This is a genomic window from Microbacterium sp. STF-2, from assembly GCF_034650155.1.
GTDB classification, from domain to species: domain Bacteria; phylum Actinomycetota; class Actinomycetes; order Actinomycetales; family Microbacteriaceae; genus Microbacterium; species Microbacterium maritypicum_A.
The window spans coordinates 2,601,448-2,619,915 of the sequence record NZ_JARKMW010000001.1 but is presented as its reverse complement, the minus strand read 5'-3'; the positions used below and the strand labels follow the sequence as shown (position 1 = coordinate 2,619,915).

Sequence of the window (18,468 nt, the reverse complement as noted above, 5' to 3'; positions counted from 1 at the left end):
CACGCCGCCCGCCGATAGACTGGGAAGCATGTCCAAGGTCCTCCAGTCCCTGCCCGTCGGCGAGCGCGTCGGCATCGCCTTCTCCGGAGGACTCGACACCTCCGTCGCCGTCGCGTGGATGCGCGAGAAGGGCGCGGTTCCCTTCACGTACACCGGCGACCTCGGTCAGTACGACGAAGACGACATCGCCTCGATCCCGGGCCGCGCGCTGGAGTACGGCGCCGAGGCCTCGCGTCTGATCGACTGCAAGACCGCCCTGGTCGAAGAGGGCTTCGTCGCCCTCTCCTGCGGCGCCTTCCACATCCGCTCCGGCGGCAAGACCTACTTCAACACGACGCCCCTCGGCCGCGCGGTCACCGGCACCATGCTGGTGCGCGCCATGAAGGAGGACGGCGTCGACATCTGGGGCGACGGCTCCACCTACAAGGGCAACGACATCGAGCGGTTCTACCGCTACGGCCTGCTCGCCAACCCGCGCCTGCGCATCTACAAGCCGTGGCTCGACGCCGACTTCGTCACCGAGCTGGGCGGCCGCAAGGAGATGAGCGACTGGCTCGTCGCCCGCGACTTCCCCTACCGCGACTCCGCCGAGAAGGCCTATTCGACCGACGCCAACATCTGGGGCGCGACGCACGAGGCCAAGACGCTCGAGCACCTCGACGTCTCGCTCGAGACCGTCGACCCGATCATGGGCGTGAAGTTCTGGGACCCGTCCGTCGCGATCGACACCGAAGACGTCACCGTCACGTTCGAGGCCGGCCGCCCCGTCGCCATCAACGGTGTCGAGTACTCCGACCCGGTCGCCCTCGTCATGGAGGCGAACACGATCGGCGGTCGCCACGGCCTCGGCATGAGCGACCAGATCGAGAACCGCATCATCGAGGCGAAGTCGCGCGGCATCTACGAAGCTCCGGCCATGTCGCTGTTGTTCATCGCCTACGAGCGCCTGGTCAACGGCATCCTGAACGAAGACACCCTCGCGACCTACCACGAGCAGGGTCGCCGCCTCGGCCGTCTGATGTACGAGGGCCGCTGGCTCGAGCCGCAGTCGCTCATGCTGCGCGAGTCGATCCAGCGCTGGGTCGGGCTCACCATCTCGGGCACGGTCACGATCCGCCTGCGCCGCGGCGACGACTGGACGATCCTCGACACCGTCTCGCCGAACCTCTCCTACGGCCCCGAGAAGCTGTCGATGGAGCGCGTCGGCGATGCGGCCTTCGGCCCGGTCGACCGCATCGGCCAGCTCACCATGCGCAACCTCGACATCGCCGACTCCCGTGCGCGCCTCGAGCAGTACGCGGGTCTCGGTCTCGTGGGCGGTGCGACCGGCGAGCTCGTCGGCCGCGTCACCGCCGGCGAGTCGAGCGAGATCACCGAGTCCGTCCACGGGTCGATCTCCGAAGCCGACGAGACGCTGGCCGACGCCGTCGACTCGGCGTCCGAAGGCGCGGCCTTCGACTCCGGCACGGACTGACACATCGAGCGACACCGATGCGCCGGCACCCTCGGGTGTCGGCGCATCGTGCATTCAGACCCCCGTCCCGCCTCAGCGGCGTCCCGCCTCAGCGGTCTCCGACCTCCGTCCGGTCGATGATGCCGGGAAGCACCTCGTCGAACAGGGTCACGAGGGCCGCGCGCACCTGCGTCGCATCTCGGCAGACGATGGCGTCCCTGATCTCGAGGGTGGATCGCTCGCTCGCGGCCCAATCGAACCAGCCGGCGGCATGCTGCGTGAAGCGCCGGATCTGCGGCCCGAGCAGCTCGATCACGGACGCCCGCGTGGCATTGCCCTCGAGACGAGCGAAGCCGATGGCGATGGCACGCAGAGCCACGCCGTAGGCCAGGACGTCGCGCTCGACCGCCGCGTCGGACATGTCCTCCGTCAGGTCGACGAGGTAGCTGACGTCATCCTGTCGGACGAGCGGCATCGCATGCCGCACCGATCCGATCCAGATGTCGCCGAACAGCGCGATCGCGTCGCGGATCCGGTCCAGGTCGAGCGGCGCCACGCGCGTGAAGCGATTTCGCTGCATCTCGACGAGACCCTGCTCGGCCAGTCGCGCCAGCGCATGACGCACGGGCGTCTTGGAGGTGCCCAGATCTTCCGCCAGCTCGGTGTCGCGAAGGCGTTCCCCCGGTCGCAACTCACCGTCCACGATCGCATCTCGCAACCGCCGATAGACGTCCTCACTCATCGTCCGGCGCTCGAGCGCCACATCGATGCCTGCCAAATCACACTCTCCCTCGACCACAGCGGGTCCCCCACCACTCGAAACGGTCGGCACGCGCGGACCGAACAACCCCCGTGTCCGGAACCGGTGCGATCCCCCGCGCGCACCAGCGCGCAACGCGTAACATAACACAGCAGTCCTCGATCAGCGCTGTACGCCTGCCTGGGCGCTCTCCACGAATCCGCACGCCATACCTTGCACATTCATGTGCATGATCCCTATCGTGAACTCATGACCACCCGTGCACCTCGTCGCGACGCCGTCGAGAATCGCGCCGGCATCCTCTCCGCCGCCCGCGCGACCCTGGCGCTGCACCCGCACGCCTCCGTCGACGTCATCGCGCGCAGCGCCGGGCTTTCGCGACGCACCCTGTACGGACACTTCGACGATCGCGACGCCCTCATCCGCGAACTCATCTCCAGCGGCGCGCAGCGGTTCAACGCCATCGCCGCCTCGATCGACGACACCGACGCCCGCCTCGCCCTCGCCCGCCTCGCCGCCCACCTCTGGCACGAAGCCGCGCACGTGCAGGTGGCCGCCGCCCTCGCTCTCGATGAGACGCACGTCGAACACACCGCCACCGCGCTCGCTCCCCTGCGCCGCACTGTGGCAGCGCTCGTGCGCCGGGGACAGGACGACGGCAGCTTCCGCACCGACCTCGCCGCCCCCACCCTCGCTCGCCTCATCGAAGAGATGGCGCGCACGGTCATCTCCCGCACGGATGCGGCCAGCACGGGGGCCGCCGACCTCGCCGTGCGGACGGTGCTGAGCATAGCCGGACTCTCCTGGCGCGAAGCGGACGAGCTGCTCGCATCGCACCCCGACCTCGCCGCATCCGCGGCAGCCCCGACGGAACCCCCGAACACCCCGGAGGACCGGGCATGAAGATCTCTCTGCACGACGTGAGCAAAGGCCGCAACGGCCAAGCACTCCCGGCGATCTCGCTCGAGTTCCACACCGGCTCGGTGCGCTTCGCCCTGGCCGAGACGGAGCAGCGACCGACGGTGCTCGGACTCATCGCGAGCGGTCGCATGCGCCCCGACACCGGCCGCGTGAGCATCGACGCCGCCGACGATCCGAAGGCACTGCGTCGTCGCGTGGCTCTGGTCGACGCCCCCGCCGTCAGCGACCCGCACCCCGACGTCGCCCTCGTCGGCGTCGTGGAGGAAGAGCTCATGTTCGCCGGACTCGGCGCCACTCCGCTGCACGCACGACGCTGGCTCGCGCGGCTCGGCTACACCGAGCTGGCCGGCGTGCCGTTCGGCTCCATCGATCCCGCCGCACGCGTGCGCATCCTGTGTGAACTCGCGGTGCTCCGATCCGGGGTCGAGGGCATCGTGCTCGTGTCGCCCGACCGCCACGGAGGAAGCCCCGACGGTTGGTGGCGCATCGCGGGCGAATTCGCGGACCGCGGCTACGCGATGCTCGTGATCATCGGAGGCTCGGCAGCCATCGCCCTGGAGCGGATGCAGGAGTTCGACGCGATCAACGCCTCCGGGCCTGTCGAACCGCTCGCGATCGACGAGCCCGCATCTCCCGCCGCCGACGAGACGCCCGCCACGAGTGAGAACGGAGATGCGCGATGAAGGTTCCCGCCATGATCGCCGCCGAGCTGCGGCGACTCACCGCGAGCCGTATGGGCATCATCGCCCTGGTCGCGTTGATCTGCGTCCCGATCCTCTACGGCGGTCTCTACCTCTGGGCGAACCAGGATCCGTACGCGAAGTTCCCCGAGGTCCCTGTCGCGCTCGTGGTCGACGACGAAGGCGCCCCCGCGCCCACCACCGGCACCGAACCCGCGACCGGCGAGACCGTGAACTACGGCGAGGACGTGGCCGAGAACCTCATCAAGGGCAACGCCTTCGACTGGCAGCTGATGTCGGCCGACGAAGCCTCCGAAGCCCTGAAACACGGCACTGTGGACTTCACCGTGACGATCCCGGCCGACTTCTCCTCCGCCCTCACCTCAGCCGCGGGAAGCGACCCGCACCAGGCGCGCATCGACCTCGAGACCAACGACGCGAACAACTACCTCGCTTCATCGATGGGCACGCAGGCCGTGGAGAAGATCCGCAGCTCGGTCGCCCAGATGGTCGGCAGCCAGGCCGCAGAGCGCCTGCTCACCGGCCTCAGCGACGTGCGCGACAAGCTGATCACGGCGACGGACGGCGCCACGCAGCTCACCGACGGCGCCGGCACCGCCGCTTCCGGCAGCTCCACGCTCGCCGAAGGCACCGCGAAGCTCGCCGACGGAACGGCGCAACTGGCCACGGGGGCGCAGAGCCTCGCGAACGGCGCGCAGCAGGTGAGCGCGGGCAACCGTCAGCTCGCCGACGTCGCCGACCGTGCAGGATCCGCGGTGCAGCAGGCCGCGAACGCCCTGCCGCAGGTGCGCACCGACATCGCGAACGCCCTGACGCAGCAGGGCCTCACGCCCGACGAGATCGACCAGGTGCTCGCCACGCTCGATCCGCTCGGCGCTCACCTGCAGGAGGGGAACACTCAGGTGCAGGCCGCGGTCGGCAAGGTCGACCAGCTCGCCGCCGGTGCCGCCTCCCTCGCCTCGGGCGCCTCGGAACTCGCCACCGGTGCCGGCGCGGTCGCCACGGGTGCCTCCGCCGCGAACGACGGTGCCTCTCAGTTGCGCGACGGACTCGCCACGCTCGCCTCCGGCACGGCCGAGCTGCGCGACGGACTGTCCCAGGGGGTCGACGCGATTCCCGCCTCCACCCCCGACCTGCGCTCGCTTCAGGCCGACACGATCGCCGACCCGGTCAAGGTGTCGAGCGACAAGGTCGCCTCCGCCGAGGACTACGGTGCCGGACTCGCCCCCTTCTTCGCCGCGCTCTCCGCCTGGATCGGCATCTACGCCCTCTTCCTGATCGTGAAGCCCATCTCCCGGCGCGCCATCACCGCACTGCACTCCCCCATCCGCATCACGCTGGCCGGCTGGCTGACCCCGGCGATGCTCGGTGCCGTGCAGATGCTCGGGTTGATGGGCATCCTCGCCATCACGCTCGGCTTCACCTTCGACCATCCGCTCGGCACGCTCGGCATCATGGTCTTCGCGTCGGCGACCTTCGCGGCGATCATCCTCGCCCTGAACGTCTGGCTCGGATCGGTCGGGCAGTTCCTCGGCCTGGTTCTGATGGTGCTGCAACTGGTCACCGCGGGCGGCACGTTCCCGTGGCAGACGCTGCCCGCTCCCCTCGCCGCCCTGCATCACGTGCTGCCGCTGGGTTACGTCGTCGATGCGATGCGACAGCTGATGTACGGCGGCGACTTCGCGCGTGCCGGCGGGGATCTGGCCGTGCTCGGCGTGTGGCTCGTCAGCGCGCTGCTGTTCGCGATGATCGGGGTGACGCGGATGACACATCGGCGCACCCTGCGCGATCTGCAGCCGAGCCTGATCGGATGATCGACCCGGTGCTCGTCGCGGAACGCCTCGTGGCGAGCGCCGGTGCGGATATGATGCGAAGGCGCGGCCCTGAAACGCGCGCTGGGGCTCGGTGGAACTGAGTTCCACCTTTCTACCCGAAAGTGTTCTCGACGATGATGACCGATTCGCAGGAGTCCGCTGCCCCTTCCCGCCTCCCGCTGGGCGTTCGCATCGGGCGCATCGCGTTCCTCGTCGTGGCCGCCGTCGTGGTGATCGCCGTGGCTGCGGCGTTCTTCGTGACCTGGACCATCCAGCGTTCCTTCCCGCAGACCGAGGGATCGATCGAGCTCGACGGTCTCGCGGCCGCAGTGACCGTGCAGCGAGACGACCGCGGTATCCCGACGATCACCGCCGACTCGACCGACGACCTGTTCTACGCGCAGGGCTTCGTGCACGCGCAGGACCGGTTCTTCGAGATGGACTTCCGCCGCCATGTGACCGCCGGCCGCGTCGCCGAGATGTTCGGGGAGTCGCAGGCCGGCACCGACGCCTTCCTCCGCACGCTCGGATGGCGCACGGTCGCGGAGGCCGAGGTCGAGGCGATGGACGACACCACGCGCGGCTACTACGAGGCCTATGCGGATGGCGTGAACGCCTACCTGGCTTCGCGCTCCGGCGCCGAGCTGTCGCTCGAGTACGCCGTGATCGGACTGCAGAACCCCGACTACGCTCCCGAGCCGTGGGAACCCGCGGATTCCGTCGCCTGGCTCAAGGCCATGGCCTGGGACCTGCGCGGCAACATCGAGGACGAGACCGAACGCTCGCTGCTGGCCGCAGAGCTGAGCACAGGCGCGGACGGGGCAGAGGACGCGGCCACCGGTGACCTGCTGGCGAAGCTCTACCCCGACTACCCGTTCGACGAGAACCCCGTGATCGTGCCCAAGATCTCGACCGTTCCCGCACTCGGCACCGATGCGGAGCCTGCGGTCTACCCCACCTCCGAGACCGACGGCGAGGCGCAGCAGGCATCGACGACCGTCGAGTGGGAGGAGACCTCGAGCGTGATCGAAGCGGCGAGTGTGCTGGTCGGCGATGTCGGCGAGGGCATCGGCTCGAACTCCTGGGTCGTCTCCGGAGACCTCACCGAAACCGGGATGCCCCTGCTCGCGAACGATCCGCACCTCGGGGCCTCGCTGCCCTCGGTCTGGTACCAGGTGCAGTTGAAGTGCTCGACGGTGAGAGAGGAGTGCCCGTTCGACGTGGGAGGCTTCTCGTTCTCCGGCCTTCCCGGCATCGTCATCGGCCACAACCAGAAGGTCGCCTGGGGGTTCACGAACCTCACCACCGATGTCACCGACCTCTACATCGAGCGCGTCGAGGGCGACCAGTACTGGCGCGACGGAGCACTGGTGCCTCTCGAGGAGCGCACCGAGACGATCAAGGTCGCGGGCGGCGACGACATCGAGCTGACCATCCGCTCGACCGTCCACGGGCCCCTCATCTCCGGACTCACGGACGACTTCACGGCGATCGCGGGGGCCCCGGAACCCGCCCTCGGCGCCGAAGCCATCGCCCCGGCGTCCGCACCCCCCGGTTCCGACGATGCCGAGTACGCCGTGAGTCTGCGGTGGACCGCGCTCGATCCCGGTACGGCTGCGACGGCCATCTTCGCGCTCTCCACCGCGCAGGACTTCGACGACTTCCGCTACGCGGCCTCGCTCTTCGACGTGCCGGCGCAGAACCTCATCTACGCCGACACCGAGGGCAACATCGGCTACCAGACACCCGGCCGCCTTCCGATCCGCGGCGCGGGCGACGGATGGATGCCGCAGCCCGGGTGGGACAGCAGCTACGACTGGACGGGGTTCATCCCGTTCGAGGAGCTGCCGGTCTCGTACAACCCCACCTCGGGCTACATCGTGACCGCGAACAACGCGATCGTCACCGACGACTACGCCTACTTCCTCTCGCGCGACTGGGACTACGGCTACCGCGCCGCCCGGATCGCACACCTCATCGAGCGACGCGCGGCCGTCGCACCGCTGACCGCCGACGACATGCGCGAGATCCAGATGGACAACGAGATGTGGATCGGCACCCAGCTGGCGACCGCCATGGCCGACGTCGACGTGTCCGGTGCAGGCCCGACCGCGGCCGTGGAACTGCTGCAGGGGTGGGACGGGCAGAACTCCGCATCGTCGGCGGCTGCGGCCTACGCGAACGTGCTGTGGTCGAACCTGGTGCAGAACATCTTCGCCGAGCGCGCTCAGCCGCTCCCCATCGACGGCCAAGGTCGGCTCTTCACCGTCGTCTCCGACATGCTGGCAGACCCTTCCGACCCGCTCTGGGTCAACGCGCAGATCGACGTCGACGGGATGGAGCGGATGCTGGCGCTGTCGGCGGAAGAGGCCTACGACGAGCTCGCCGCCCTGCAGGGCACCACCGTCTCACGCTGGAACTGGGGCGACCTGCACGCGATCACCCTCACCAGCGAGACACTCGGCTCCTCGGGCATCGCGCCGATCGAAGCACTCTTCAACCGTGGACCTTTCCCGGTCAGCGGAGGGGCCTCGGTGGTGAACGCGACCGGATGGGAGCTCGGGGTCTCGTACGCCACCACGACCGTGCCGTCGATGCGCATGGTCGTCGACCTTTCCGACTTCGACGCCTCGACCTGGAATCATCTCACCGGCGCCTCGGGTCACGCGTACAACGAGCACTACACGGATCAGACGGCGGACTGGGCAGCGGGCATCCAGAAGCCGTGGGCGTACTCGGCGAAGGCCGTGAAGGCAGCGGCGGTCAACACCCTGGTGCTCACCCCGGCCGGCTGAACGACGGCTCTCTGGGCATCTGAAGCAGCGCCCCAGGATGCTCGGCTAGCGTTGACGGGTGCCATCCGCCTATCTCGCCCCCAAGGGCACCCCCGTCACGCTCCTGGAGTTCGAGCACGCAGGTGCGACCCTCATCGCCGAGACGTTCGGTGAGGGCCCGCACACGTATCTGCTCCTGCACGGCATCGGCATGGGGCGGAGCGTCTATCTCGATATCGTGCAACGTCTCGAGGGAAGGGTCATCGCCCTCGATCTGCCCGGATTCGGCGAGGCGCCCGAGCCCACCCGCACGCTCACCATGGAACGGCATGCCGACCTCGTCGCGGCCTACCTGCAGCACGTCGACTCGGGCCCCGTCGTCGTGATCGGGCACTCGATGGGCAGTCAGATCGCCGCCGAGCTCGCCGCGCGGCATCCGTCCCTGGTCGAGGGAGTGGTGCTCGCCGGCCCCACCGTGAACAAGGCCGCGCGCAACATCGGCGCGCAGGCGCGGTATCTGCTCACCGACCTCATCGGCGAACGCCCCCTGGTCATCTGGCGCGGGGCCCGGGAGTACCTCCGCGGCGGCCCCCACCTGTTCCGGAAGATGCGTGCGACCATCGTGCACGAGCCCGAAGACGCCTTCGTGCGCATCCAGTGCCCCGTGCTCGTGCTGCGCGGGGAAAGCGATCCGCTGGCTCCGATGAGCTGGTGCCGCGAGATCATCGACGCCATCCCCGGCGCCGACCTCGAAGTCATCCCCGACCACGGTCACGGCACGCTGATCAGCGACTCCGAACCCGCGGCGCGCCTGATCCACGAGTTCACCGCTCGCCTCTGACGCCCCGGGCCCTCCTCATGAGCGGCCCGCGGGATCAGGCGCGCCGGCATCGAGCGCCCGGCGCAGCCGGCAGGATCAGAGCTCGATGTCAGCCCGCAGCGGGCGGGGTCTGCTTCGACTCGGAGAGCTCGTCGACGACGAGGCCGCGCTGCTCGATGGTGCCGTTGCGATACGCCTGCCGTCCGACCATGTGCGCCGAGAGCGGAGCCGTGGCGAACTGCATGAGCACGACCGGGGCGACCAGCACGAACCCGATCAGGATGCCGCCGACCGACCGCTGCGACAGCGCGATCGCGATGCAGATGAGCAGCAGTCCGAGCACCTGAGGCTTGGTCGCCGCGTGCAGTCGCGACGGCACATCGCGGAAGTGCAGCAGACCGACCGCCGCCGACAGGCACAGCAGCGCTCCGAGCAGGATGAGCACCAGGACCGCCACGTCGATGACGGCATCCGGGATCATGAGACCGAACACGTTCATGGTGTCGTGTTGTCCCTTCTCGCGACGAACCGGGCGACGGCGATCGACCCGAACACTCCGATCGCCGCGATGATCAAGAGCACGGGGATGTTGCGAGTGTGACCGTTGATCGCCATCTCGGCGCCGATCACGCACATCACCTCGGTGAGCAGCACGTCGGAGGCGACGGCGCGGTCGAGGATCGACGGTCCGCGCACGATGCGGATCAGCGCGAGCACAGCGGCGATGCCGAACACCACCATGATCAGCAGCAGGAGGATGTTCATCGGGCACCGCCCTTCATCGTTCCGAGGCCCGCGCGCTCGTCGGCCTTGAGGGCACGATATTGATCGGGGTCGCCGAGCGCACGCACCACGCGTCGCTCCCACCGGAGCACGCCGGCGCGCTGCTTCTCCACGTCGTCGAGATTCCGGACCCCGATCACGTGCAGGTACAGGATCCGCCGGTCGCGGTCGGTCTCCACGACGAGAGACCCGGGGATCAGCGACGACACGACGGCGACGTGCGTCATCACCAGGTCGTCGGCATACCGCAGCGGCACCGCGATGATGGCCGTGCCGGGCTGGCGACGGAAGTCGAACACCTGCACCGTGACCGAGAGAGCACCGCTCAGCACCGCGAACAGGAATTGCACCACGAACAGTGCGGCGTACCAGAGGTTGATGCGGCCGGAGAGCGCGACGGTCGGCAGGCGGAACACGCGGGTGACGAAGATCGCGACGACGAGTCCGGTGAGGAACGACAGCACCGTGAACTGCGCCCACAGCAGCATCCAGAGCACCACGAGCCAGGCGAGGAAGGGCAGCTGCACGCGAATGTCGCGCCAGAGGTGACGTCGGGTGTCGCGCGCCATCAGCCCACCTCCTCTTCCAGTTGCACGAGGCTCACCGGCTGCAGCAGTGCGGCGCCGATGCGGTCGCAGAGGGCGTAGAGAGGACCAGCGAAGATCGTCAACGCGAGCGTGACCGCGACCATGCCGCCGGTCGCCACGGTCATGATCTTCGGGATGCGACGGCGCTCCTGCTGCTCATCGGCCGCCGGCGCGTTGCCGAGGTACGAGATGCGTCCCTCGGTCTCGGTGGAGTCCTCCTCTTCGCGCCAGAAGGCGAGGTTCCAGGCGCGCATCAGGGCGTAGAGGGTCAGCAGCGACGTGACGATGCCGCCGAAGATCAGCACGATCATGATCGGTGTGCCGACCGAGGCCGCCGCCTCGAAGAGGGCGAACTTGCCGATGAAGCCGGAGAAGGGCGGCAGTCCGCCGAGGTTGATCGCGGGGACGAAGTAGAGGACGGCGATCAGGGGGGCGACCTTCAGCAGCCCCTTGACCCGCAGGATCGAGGTGCTTCCGGCTCGACGTTCCACGAGCCCGACGGCGAGGAACAGGGTGGTCTGCACGACGATGTGGTGCACGATGTAGTACACCGTGGCGCCGATCGCGGCGGGGGTCGCTATCGCGAGGCCGAAGATCATGTAGCCGACGTGGCTGACCAGTGTGAACGACAGGATTCGCTTGAGCTCGGCCTGTGCGACGGCACCGAGCACTCCGACGATCATGGTCGCGAGCGCGATGATCAAGAGCAGCGTGTCGATGCTGTTCGAGGCGAAGAGCTGGGTCTCGGTGCGGATCAGCGCGTACACGCCGACCTTCGTCAGCAGGCCGGCGAACACGGCGGTGACCGGGGCCGGTGCGGTCGGGTACGAGTCCGGCAGCCAGAACGACACCGGGAAGATGGCGGCCTTGATGCCGAAGGCGACCACGAGCATCAGGTGCAGCACCAGCTGCGTCTCCTGCGGGAGCTCCGACATGCGCTCGGCGATCTGGGCCATGTTGACCGTGCCGAGTGCGCCGTAGATCATCGCGATCGACGCGAGGAACAGGATCGACGAGACCAGCGACACCACGATGTAGACCGCGCCGGTACGGATGCGGGACTCGGTGCTGCCGAGGGTGATCAACACGTACGACGCGACGAGCAGGATCTCGAAGCCGACGTAGAGGTTGAACAGGTCGCCCGCGATGAAGGCGTTGAAGATGCCGGCCGCGAGGATCAGGTACGACGGGTTGAAGATCGAGATCGGCGTCTCGTCGGTGCCGTCTGCGGCACCCTGGCCGATGGAGAAGAGCAGGACCGCGAGCAGCACGATGCTGGAGATGAGCACGAGGAGGGCGGCGAGCCTGTCGACGTAGAGCACGATGCCGAACGGCACGGGCCAGCCGCCGACCGACACCGCCAGCGGAGCACCGGAATCGACCACGACCAGGAGCACGGCGGCGATGACCGAGACGGCGGCGAGAGTGGCGACCGTGACGACGACCTGCAGGCGCGCATTGCGACCGAAGACGAGGGTGACCGCGGCGCCCAGCAGAGGCAGTGCGACGAGGAGCGGGACGAGGGCGGTCATGGCTTGCCCTCCTCGTTCTCGTCGCGGTCATGGGGTTGGTCGGGGCGCGGTTCACGGCCCTCGTCGGAGGGTTCTGACGGTTCGGAGGGCTCGCTCCCCCACCCGGTCGGGGCGTCGAACGGAGCATCGTCGTGGATCGAGGGATGATCGCGCATGTGCAGCACCGTGATCGGCGCAGTCTGCACGCCGACGAAGTCGGTGGTCGCCTCGTCGTCGTCGGTCTCGGACTCGTCGTCCATGAGGTCTTCGTCGGCATCTGTGCGCTCGCGGAGCGCGATGTCGGCCTCGTCGTCCTCGACCGTGTCGGCCTGACCCAGTTGCCAGGAGCGGTAGATCAGGGCGAGCAGGAAAGCCGAGACCGCGAACGTGATGACGATGGCGGTGAGGGTGAGCGCCTGCGGGAGCGGGTCGCTCATCTCCCCTTCCGTCCCGAAGAACGGCGCGTTGCCGGGAACGCCCATCACGATCAGGAGCAGCAGGTTCGTGGCGTTGCCGAGCAGCAGGAAGCCGATCAGCACACGGGTCAGGCTGCGCTCCAGCATCGCGTACACGCCGCACGCGAAGAGGATGGCCATGATGACGATCAGGGTGAGGGAGACGTCCATCAGCTGCTCCTCCCGCCCCGGGAGAGGAATCCTTCAGGACCCGGTGTGGTGCGCAGCGCCGCCTGACGGTCGACCTCGGCGCCCAGACTGCGCAGCACGTCGAGGACGAGCCCGATCACGACGAGGTACACGCCGATGTCGAAGATGGTCGAGGTGACGAACTCCATGTGTCCGATGCCGGGGATCTCCCACTCCCAGAAGGTGCTGGTCAGGGGCGCGAGACCGAAGAACAGGGGAACGACCGCCGTGCCGACGGCGAGGATCAGGCCGGTGCCGAGCAGTCGTCCCGCATCCGTGGGGGCCGCGGCGCCCAGCTCCCAGCGTCCGCCGGCGATGTAGCGCATCACGAGTGCCATGCCCGCGACGAGACCGCCGGCGAAGCCGCCGCCCGGCAGATTGTGGCCGGAGAACAGCAGGAAGATCGACACCACGATGATGGTGTGGAACAGGATGCGGACGATCACCTCGAGCAGGATCGACCTGTTCTCGGGCTTCATCTTCTGACCGCCGACGAGCCACGCCCGCGGGCTGCTCTCGTTCTCGGAGGTCTGGAATCGGATGCCCTCGGTCGTCTCGACGAGCGGGCGGCTGCGTGCGGCCTTGCGCGTCGCCCGGGGAAGGTTCTTGGTGGCGGCGAGCAGGTCGGCGCGGTGCGTGACGAACACCAGGGAGGCCACACCGGTCGCGGCGAGCACGAGCACCGAGAGCTCGCCCATGGTGTCCCAGCCGCGCAGGTCGACCAGCGCCACGTTGACGACGTTCTTGCCGTGTCCGATCTCGTACGCGAGCTTCGGGAACGCCTCCGAGATCGGGTCGGCGATGCGCGACTGGGTGGCGACGACGGCGACGAAGGCCATCGTGACGCCCACGCCGATCGCCAGCAGCGCGCGGGGGATGCGCCCGACCGAGGCGTTGTGCTCGCCCATCCGCGCGGGGAGGCGACGGAGCACCAGCGCGAACGTGACCATCGTGACCGTCTCGACCAGGATCTGCGTCAGCGCGAGGTCGGGTGCACCGCTCGTCGCGAACAGCACGACCATGCCGAGTCCGGTGACCGAGACGAGCACCACGCCGGTGTAGCGCTTCTGCGCACGGACGGCGAAGATGCCGGCGATCGCCATGATCGGCGCGACCACGATCTGCGCCGGGGTGTGCCAGAGGGACAGGTTGTACCGATCGATGTCGCTCGCGATGAGGGCCGTGACCTCGGCGGCGACGAACACCACGAAGATGGTGCCGACGTACACCGGCAGCGAGCCCCGCTGGGTGAGCGTGGTGCTGAGCACCGAGAGCCGGTCGACGCCGCGCATGACGAAGTAGTAGACGTCGGCCGCGGTGAATCGCAGGATCCGCGGCTTGCGATCCCATCCGGTCCTGCGGGTGACCAGGAACAGCCCGATGCCGAGCAGGATCGACAGGATCGAGATGCCCAGTGCGGGCTCGAAGCCGTGCCACAGCGCGAGATGGCCGGGGCCCTCGACGGCTTCGCCCGCATGGTCGAGCCCCGGGGTCGCGGTGAGGGCGTACCCCTGCAGAGCCGTGTCGAGAGCGGGGGCGCCGATCCCCGCCGCGAGCGTGACGCCGGCGAGGATGATCGGGGCCGAGAGGAAGCCGACCGGCGGGTCGGGCCAGGCTGTGTCGGGGAGTTGCTGGCCCTGCTCATCGCGCTTCTTCCAGAACGCGCCCCAGAGGAAACGCACCCCATATGCCGCAGTCAGCATGGATCCGAGGACGATACCGATGAGGGCGACGAGTCCCCACGGGGATCCGCCTTGTGCGTCGTCGAGGAGGGCGGTGAGCGTGGATTCCTTGGCGACGAAGCCGATGGTCGGCGCTATGCCCGCCATCGATGCCACGGAGATGAATGCCGCGGTCGCCATGACGGGCGCCTGCCGACCGACGCCGGAGAGCTCGTTGATGTCGCGGGTGGACAGCTGACGGTCGATGACGCCGACGATCAGGAAGAGCGCCGACTTGAACAGCGCGTGCCCGATGACCAGGGCGAGACCGGCGAGCGCCGCCGCTTGCGTGCCGTAGCCGACGACGATCGCGAAGAAGCCGAGCTGGCTGACCGTGCCGAAGGCGAGAATGCGCTTGAGGTCGGTCTCACGCAACGCCTGGATGCCCCCGAGCAGCATCGTGATGATGCCCAGGGTGATGACGATCGGCCGCCAGGTGGTGCTGAACGCGAAGATCGGCGCGAACCGGGCGATCAGGTAGATGCCGGCCTTCACCATCGCGGCGGCGTGCAGATACGCGCTCACCGGCGTGGGCGCGGCCATCGCACCGGGGAGCCAGAAGTGGAAGGGGAACAGTGCCGACTTGCTGATCGCCCCGATCAGGAGCATGACGATCGCAGCATCGACGAGAGGTCCGCTGGGCGCGATGACGAGGATCTCGCGGATGCTCGAGGTGCCGGTGTCGACCACGAGCAGCACGACGCCCACGAACATCACGAGGCCACCGAGCGTCGTCACCAGCAGAGCCTGCAGCGCCGCACGACGGCTGGCGGCACGGCGGCGGTAGTGACCGATGAGGAGGTACGAGAGGATGCTCGTGACTTCCCAGAACATGACGAGGATCACGAGGTCATCGGTCAGGACCAGTCCGTACATCGCGCCCGCGAAGCCCAACAGCACGCCGGCGAACTGTCCGACGCCCGCCGAGTCCTCGTAGAAGTACCAACGGCAGTAGAGGAGAACCAGTGCCCCGACGCCCGTGACGATCAGGGTGAGCACCCAGCCGAGCACGTCCATGTTCATGGAGAGGTTCAGACCCAGTTGGGGGATCCACTCGACCGACTCGAACGGTACCGGCCCGTCGAGCACCTGCGGCGTCATGACGAGTGCATGCACGAAGGCGGCGGCCGGGACGAGGGCGGCGATGGCGAAAGCCTGAGCTCCGAGCCAGCGCACCAGAACGGGCATCAACAGCGACCCGAGGAGGAATACAGCGAGGAGCATCAGCATATACGCGGCTCCCTCAGGGCTCGTCGGCCATTTCGGCACAGGCGGGCGGGTGTCAGACCAGTTTACCGGCGCGAGAGGTTCCTGCGGTCCACGTTTGCACGATCGTGCGAGAGTAGCCCCATGCGGCGGGTCTGGGTTCGAGAGCTCGCGGGCTGGGTGGGGGCACTGGCCGTGGCGATGATCACGGTGGCGCAGGTCGCTTCATCCGCTCGCGCCGACCTGCTGTTCCGCGATGGAGATTCCCTGGTCGTGGCGATGTTCGCACGATCCGTCCTGTCCGGCGCTCCGCTGGATTGGGCGATGTCCAGCGTGCTGTTCCTGCCCGAGTCTGCTGTGTTCGCCGGCCTCGATGCGGTGCTGCCCGTCGACGTGAACGGATTGCTCACGATCAATGCCGTCATCAACATGCTCGCTCTCTACGGGGCCCTCCGGCTGGTCTCGGGCCGTCGACGCGACGACACCGCCCCGGTCAGCTGGGCACTCCTCGGGCTCGCGGTCTTCGGCATCTTGGCGATGACCGATGTCTCGGGTTCTCGGGACGCGCTCGAACTCGCCTCCCTGCTGCTCACCACCACGTATTACTGCTCGACGGTGATCGCCGTCGTGCTGTCCGTCGGTCTGGTGCGTCGGGTGATCGACCGCGACGAGGGCGGAACCGGGTCGTTGGTCGCTCTGGGCGCGACGGCCGCCGTGTCCACCCTCTCCAACCCGTTGTTCGCCGCCTGGGCGACGGTTCCGATCGCTCTTCTCCTCGCCGTGATGCTCATCCGGTCGCCTCGACGCACCCGCACGGCGACGATGCTCGTCGTGCTGGTCCTGGGCACCGCGATGGGCTCCCTCGGTCGCATTCCTCTTCGGGCATGGATCGCCAACACCGGAGCCGGCTACGCCCAGCCCGAACTCTGGCCGGAGTCGGCGGGCTACTACGGAACCCTTCTCCTCGACCGCACGGCGACGCCCGCCGGCATCATCGGCGCCCTGATCGTGCTCGCCCTCATCGCGTCGGCCATCGCGCGCACGGCGCGAGCGGGCGATCCCGGCACGCGGTTCGTCGCGACCGTCGCGTGGGTCACCCCCGTGCTCGTCGCGATCGGCGCGATCGCTCTCGGCACCCACGCCGCGCGGTACCTGCAGCCCCTCGTCTTCGCGCCGGTGCTCGCCCTGGTGGCGGCTCCCCGTGCCTGGCTGGTGCCGCGGCGTGCCGGTGCTCTCCTCGCGGCGGCCGCCACCGTGGTGCTCGTGATCGGCGGCACGCTCAGCGTTCCCCGGCTCGCCGCTGCGAGCGCCGCCCCCGATGCCGATCTCGCCTGTGTGACCGACTGGGTCGATGCGTCGGGCCGGGTCGGGGCCGGCCAGTTCTGGACGGTACGCCTGCCGAAGCTGCATCTGGAGGATCCCGCCCGTCTCGTGCAGGTCGATCATGAGCTCAACGGCTACGCGTGGCTCGTGAACCGAGCGGATTTCGATGTCGGTGAGGTGTCATTCCTCGTGGAGGACGCCCAGACGGTCCCCTGGCGCCTCTCGTCACCGGTCATCCCTGACGAGGTGATCGACTGCGGGCGCTACCGCATCCTCGATTTCGGGGAGAACGGCCTGCCGCTCGGTCCGCAGCGCAGCTGAGCGGGCGCCGCTCAGCGCGGAACGGGGCCGGTGGTCGTGCCGGCGCGGAACACACAGGTGAGATGCTGCGTCTCGCCCGGTTCTCCGCGGAGCATGCGGGCGACCTGCTCCCCCGCCGCGCGACCCTTCTCGACCGCCGGTTGCACGCTGGTGGTGAGGGTGAGATCCCCGAAGCCGTCGAGCGGGATCCCGTCGAAACCGGCGACCGAGAGGTCCTCGGGCACGCGGAGCCCCAGTTCCTCGGCCGCTCGGATCACCCCGACCGCGAGCAGGTCGCTCTGGGCGAGCACGGCCGTCGGGCGGGTGGCGGGGTCGGTCAGAAGCATCCGTCCGACCAGCACGCCCTCGTCGATGAGGCTGCCGGACGCCGAGATCGCCGGCGCATCGGGGAACACCTGACGCATCCCCTCGAGGCGATGCACCGAGACGTCGACGGTCGCGTTCGCGATCCGTTCGGGGGTCACCAGTGCCCGTTCCCGTTCGCTGTCGAGCGAGAGCGTGACCAGCGCCACGTCGCGGTGACCGAGGTCGTGGACGTGCCGCGCGACGTCGGCGGACGCTGCGACGTTGTCGAGCGTGATGCGGGGGATATCCTCACCGGCATCTCCTTCGATCACGACCACCGGCAGACCACGGCCGACGACCACCTCGAGCGAGGCCTTCGTGCGCCCCGAGCATCCGATCAGGACGAAGGCGTCTACGGGGGCGTTCGTGATGGCGGCCCCCTCCTCCCCCGGTTCGTCGCGCATCAGGAGGATGCCCGCGCTGAGGTCGGCGAGACCGTCGGTGAGGCCGTCCATCATGGCCGTCGTCACCGGATCGAGGAATGCCGCGCGCAGATGCCCCTCGAGAACGACGGCGACGATGCCGCTGCGTCCGCGACGCAGCGACGCCGCGCGGGGATCCGGACCCGCGTATCCGAGGTCCGACGCCGCGGCGAGCACACGCTCCCGCGTTGCGGCCGCCACATTCGCCTTGCCGCTGAAGACGACCGAGGCGGTGGACGTCGCCACGCCCGCCTCACGTGCGACGTCGGCGATCGTGGGCCGACGCGGCGTCTCCTGACTGCTCATACTTCGAGGATAGCTCCCCACGGTTCCCTTCGGTCGAATCGATTCGATAGGCTGTC

15 protein-coding genes are annotated in these 18,468 nt (G+C 68.7%); 7 read left to right on the top strand and 8 right to left on the bottom strand.

Annotated features, from left to right (window positions below; translation table 11 throughout):
• Nucleotides 1-28: 28 nt before the first annotated feature.
• Nucleotides 29-1,474 (top strand): argininosuccinate synthase, encoded by a 1,446-nt coding sequence (gene argG, locus MicroSTF_RS12705; protein WP_029268247.1) that lies wholly within the window; start codon nucleotides 29-31, stop codon nucleotides 1,472-1,474.
• Nucleotides 1,475-1,562: 88 nt separating this feature from the next.
• On the opposite strand, the gene MicroSTF_RS12700 is transcribed toward argG, so the two are convergent.
• On the bottom strand, nucleotides 1,563-2,231 hold the full coding sequence (locus MicroSTF_RS12700) for a GntR family transcriptional regulator (RefSeq protein ID WP_297557132.1): 669 nt from the start codon (nucleotides 2,229-2,231) through the stop codon (nucleotides 1,563-1,565).
• Nucleotides 2,232-2,462: 231 nt separating this feature from the next.
• Between MicroSTF_RS12700 and MicroSTF_RS12695 the strand changes: the two genes are divergently transcribed.
• The 5 genes from MicroSTF_RS12695 (at nucleotide 2,463) to MicroSTF_RS12675 (ending at nucleotide 9,264) form a co-directional block, all read left to right on the top strand.
• On the top strand, nucleotides 2,463-3,116 hold the full coding sequence (locus tag MicroSTF_RS12695) for a TetR/AcrR family transcriptional regulator (RefSeq protein WP_136024327.1): 654 nt from the start codon (nucleotides 2,463-2,465) through the stop codon (nucleotides 3,114-3,116).
• Nucleotides 3,113-3,817, top strand: coding sequence for a hypothetical protein (locus tag MicroSTF_RS12690; RefSeq protein WP_021200082.1), 705 nt, complete (start codon nucleotides 3,113-3,115; stop codon nucleotides 3,815-3,817). Before MicroSTF_RS12695 ends, MicroSTF_RS12690 begins: the two co-directional genes overlap by 4 nt.
• A complete protein-coding gene (locus MicroSTF_RS12685) occupies nucleotides 3,814-5,649 on the top strand; it encodes a YhgE/Pip family protein (RefSeq protein WP_322956055.1) in 1,836 nt (611 codons plus the stop codon). Before MicroSTF_RS12690 ends, MicroSTF_RS12685 begins: the two co-directional genes overlap by 4 nt.
• A gap of 137 nt (nucleotides 5,650-5,786) precedes the next feature.
• Nucleotides 5,787-8,444, top strand: coding sequence for a penicillin acylase family protein (locus MicroSTF_RS12680; RefSeq protein ID WP_322956053.1), 2,658 nt, complete (start codon nucleotides 5,787-5,789; stop codon nucleotides 8,442-8,444).
• A 58-nt stretch (nucleotides 8,445-8,502) separates the two neighbouring features.
• Nucleotides 8,503-9,264: an alpha/beta fold hydrolase gene (locus MicroSTF_RS12675; protein ID WP_021200079.1), complete on the top strand. Its 762-nt coding sequence runs from the start codon at nucleotides 8,503-8,505 to the stop codon at nucleotides 9,262-9,264.
• A gap of 88 nt (nucleotides 9,265-9,352) precedes the next feature.
• On the opposite strand, the gene mnhG is transcribed toward MicroSTF_RS12675, so the two are convergent.
• Genes mnhG through MicroSTF_RS12645 form a run of 6 tightly spaced genes read right to left on the bottom strand, consistent with a single transcriptional unit; the run spans nucleotide 9,353 to nucleotide 15,719 of the window.
• Nucleotides 9,353-9,742, bottom strand: a complete 390-nt coding sequence (gene mnhG, locus MicroSTF_RS12670) for a monovalent cation/H(+) antiporter subunit G (RefSeq protein ID WP_021200078.1) — start codon at nucleotides 9,740-9,742, stop codon at nucleotides 9,353-9,355.
• Nucleotides 9,739-10,008 (bottom strand): monovalent cation/H+ antiporter complex subunit F, encoded by a 270-nt coding sequence (locus tag MicroSTF_RS12665; RefSeq protein ID WP_021200077.1) that lies wholly within the window; start codon nucleotides 10,006-10,008, stop codon nucleotides 9,739-9,741. Before MicroSTF_RS12665 ends, mnhG begins: the two co-directional genes overlap by 4 nt.
• On the bottom strand, nucleotides 10,005-10,595 hold the full coding sequence (locus MicroSTF_RS12660) for a Na+/H+ antiporter subunit E (protein ID WP_021200076.1): 591 nt from the start codon (nucleotides 10,593-10,595) through the stop codon (nucleotides 10,005-10,007). The genes MicroSTF_RS12665 and MicroSTF_RS12660 overlap by 4 nt, the downstream gene beginning before the upstream one ends.
• Entirely contained in the window at nucleotides 10,595-12,145 is a 1,551-nt protein-coding gene (locus MicroSTF_RS12655; RefSeq protein WP_021200075.1) for a Na+/H+ antiporter subunit D, read from the bottom strand. Before MicroSTF_RS12655 ends, MicroSTF_RS12660 begins: the two co-directional genes overlap by 1 nt.
• Nucleotides 12,142-12,750, bottom strand: a complete 609-nt coding sequence (locus MicroSTF_RS12650) for a Na(+)/H(+) antiporter subunit C (RefSeq protein ID WP_021200074.1) — start codon at nucleotides 12,748-12,750, stop codon at nucleotides 12,142-12,144. Before MicroSTF_RS12650 ends, MicroSTF_RS12655 begins: the two co-directional genes overlap by 4 nt.
• A complete protein-coding gene (locus MicroSTF_RS12645; RefSeq protein WP_167254913.1) occupies nucleotides 12,750-15,719 on the bottom strand; it encodes a Na+/H+ antiporter subunit A in 2,970 nt (989 codons plus the stop codon). The genes MicroSTF_RS12650 and MicroSTF_RS12645 overlap by 1 nt, the downstream gene beginning before the upstream one ends.
• A 120-nt stretch (nucleotides 15,720-15,839) precedes the next feature.
• On the opposite strand from MicroSTF_RS12645, the gene MicroSTF_RS12640 reads away from it, so the two are divergent.
• Nucleotides 15,840-17,339 (top strand): hypothetical protein, encoded by a 1,500-nt coding sequence (locus tag MicroSTF_RS12640; protein WP_297557141.1) that lies wholly within the window; start codon nucleotides 15,840-15,842, stop codon nucleotides 17,337-17,339.
• An 11-nt stretch (nucleotides 17,340-17,350) separates the two neighbouring features.
• Here the strand turns inward: MicroSTF_RS12640 and MicroSTF_RS12635 are convergent, their stop codons facing one another.
• A complete protein-coding gene (locus tag MicroSTF_RS12635; protein WP_029260816.1) occupies nucleotides 17,351-18,412 on the bottom strand; it encodes a LacI family DNA-binding transcriptional regulator in 1,062 nt (353 codons plus the stop codon).
• Between the last annotated feature and the right edge of the window lie 56 nt (nucleotides 18,413-18,468).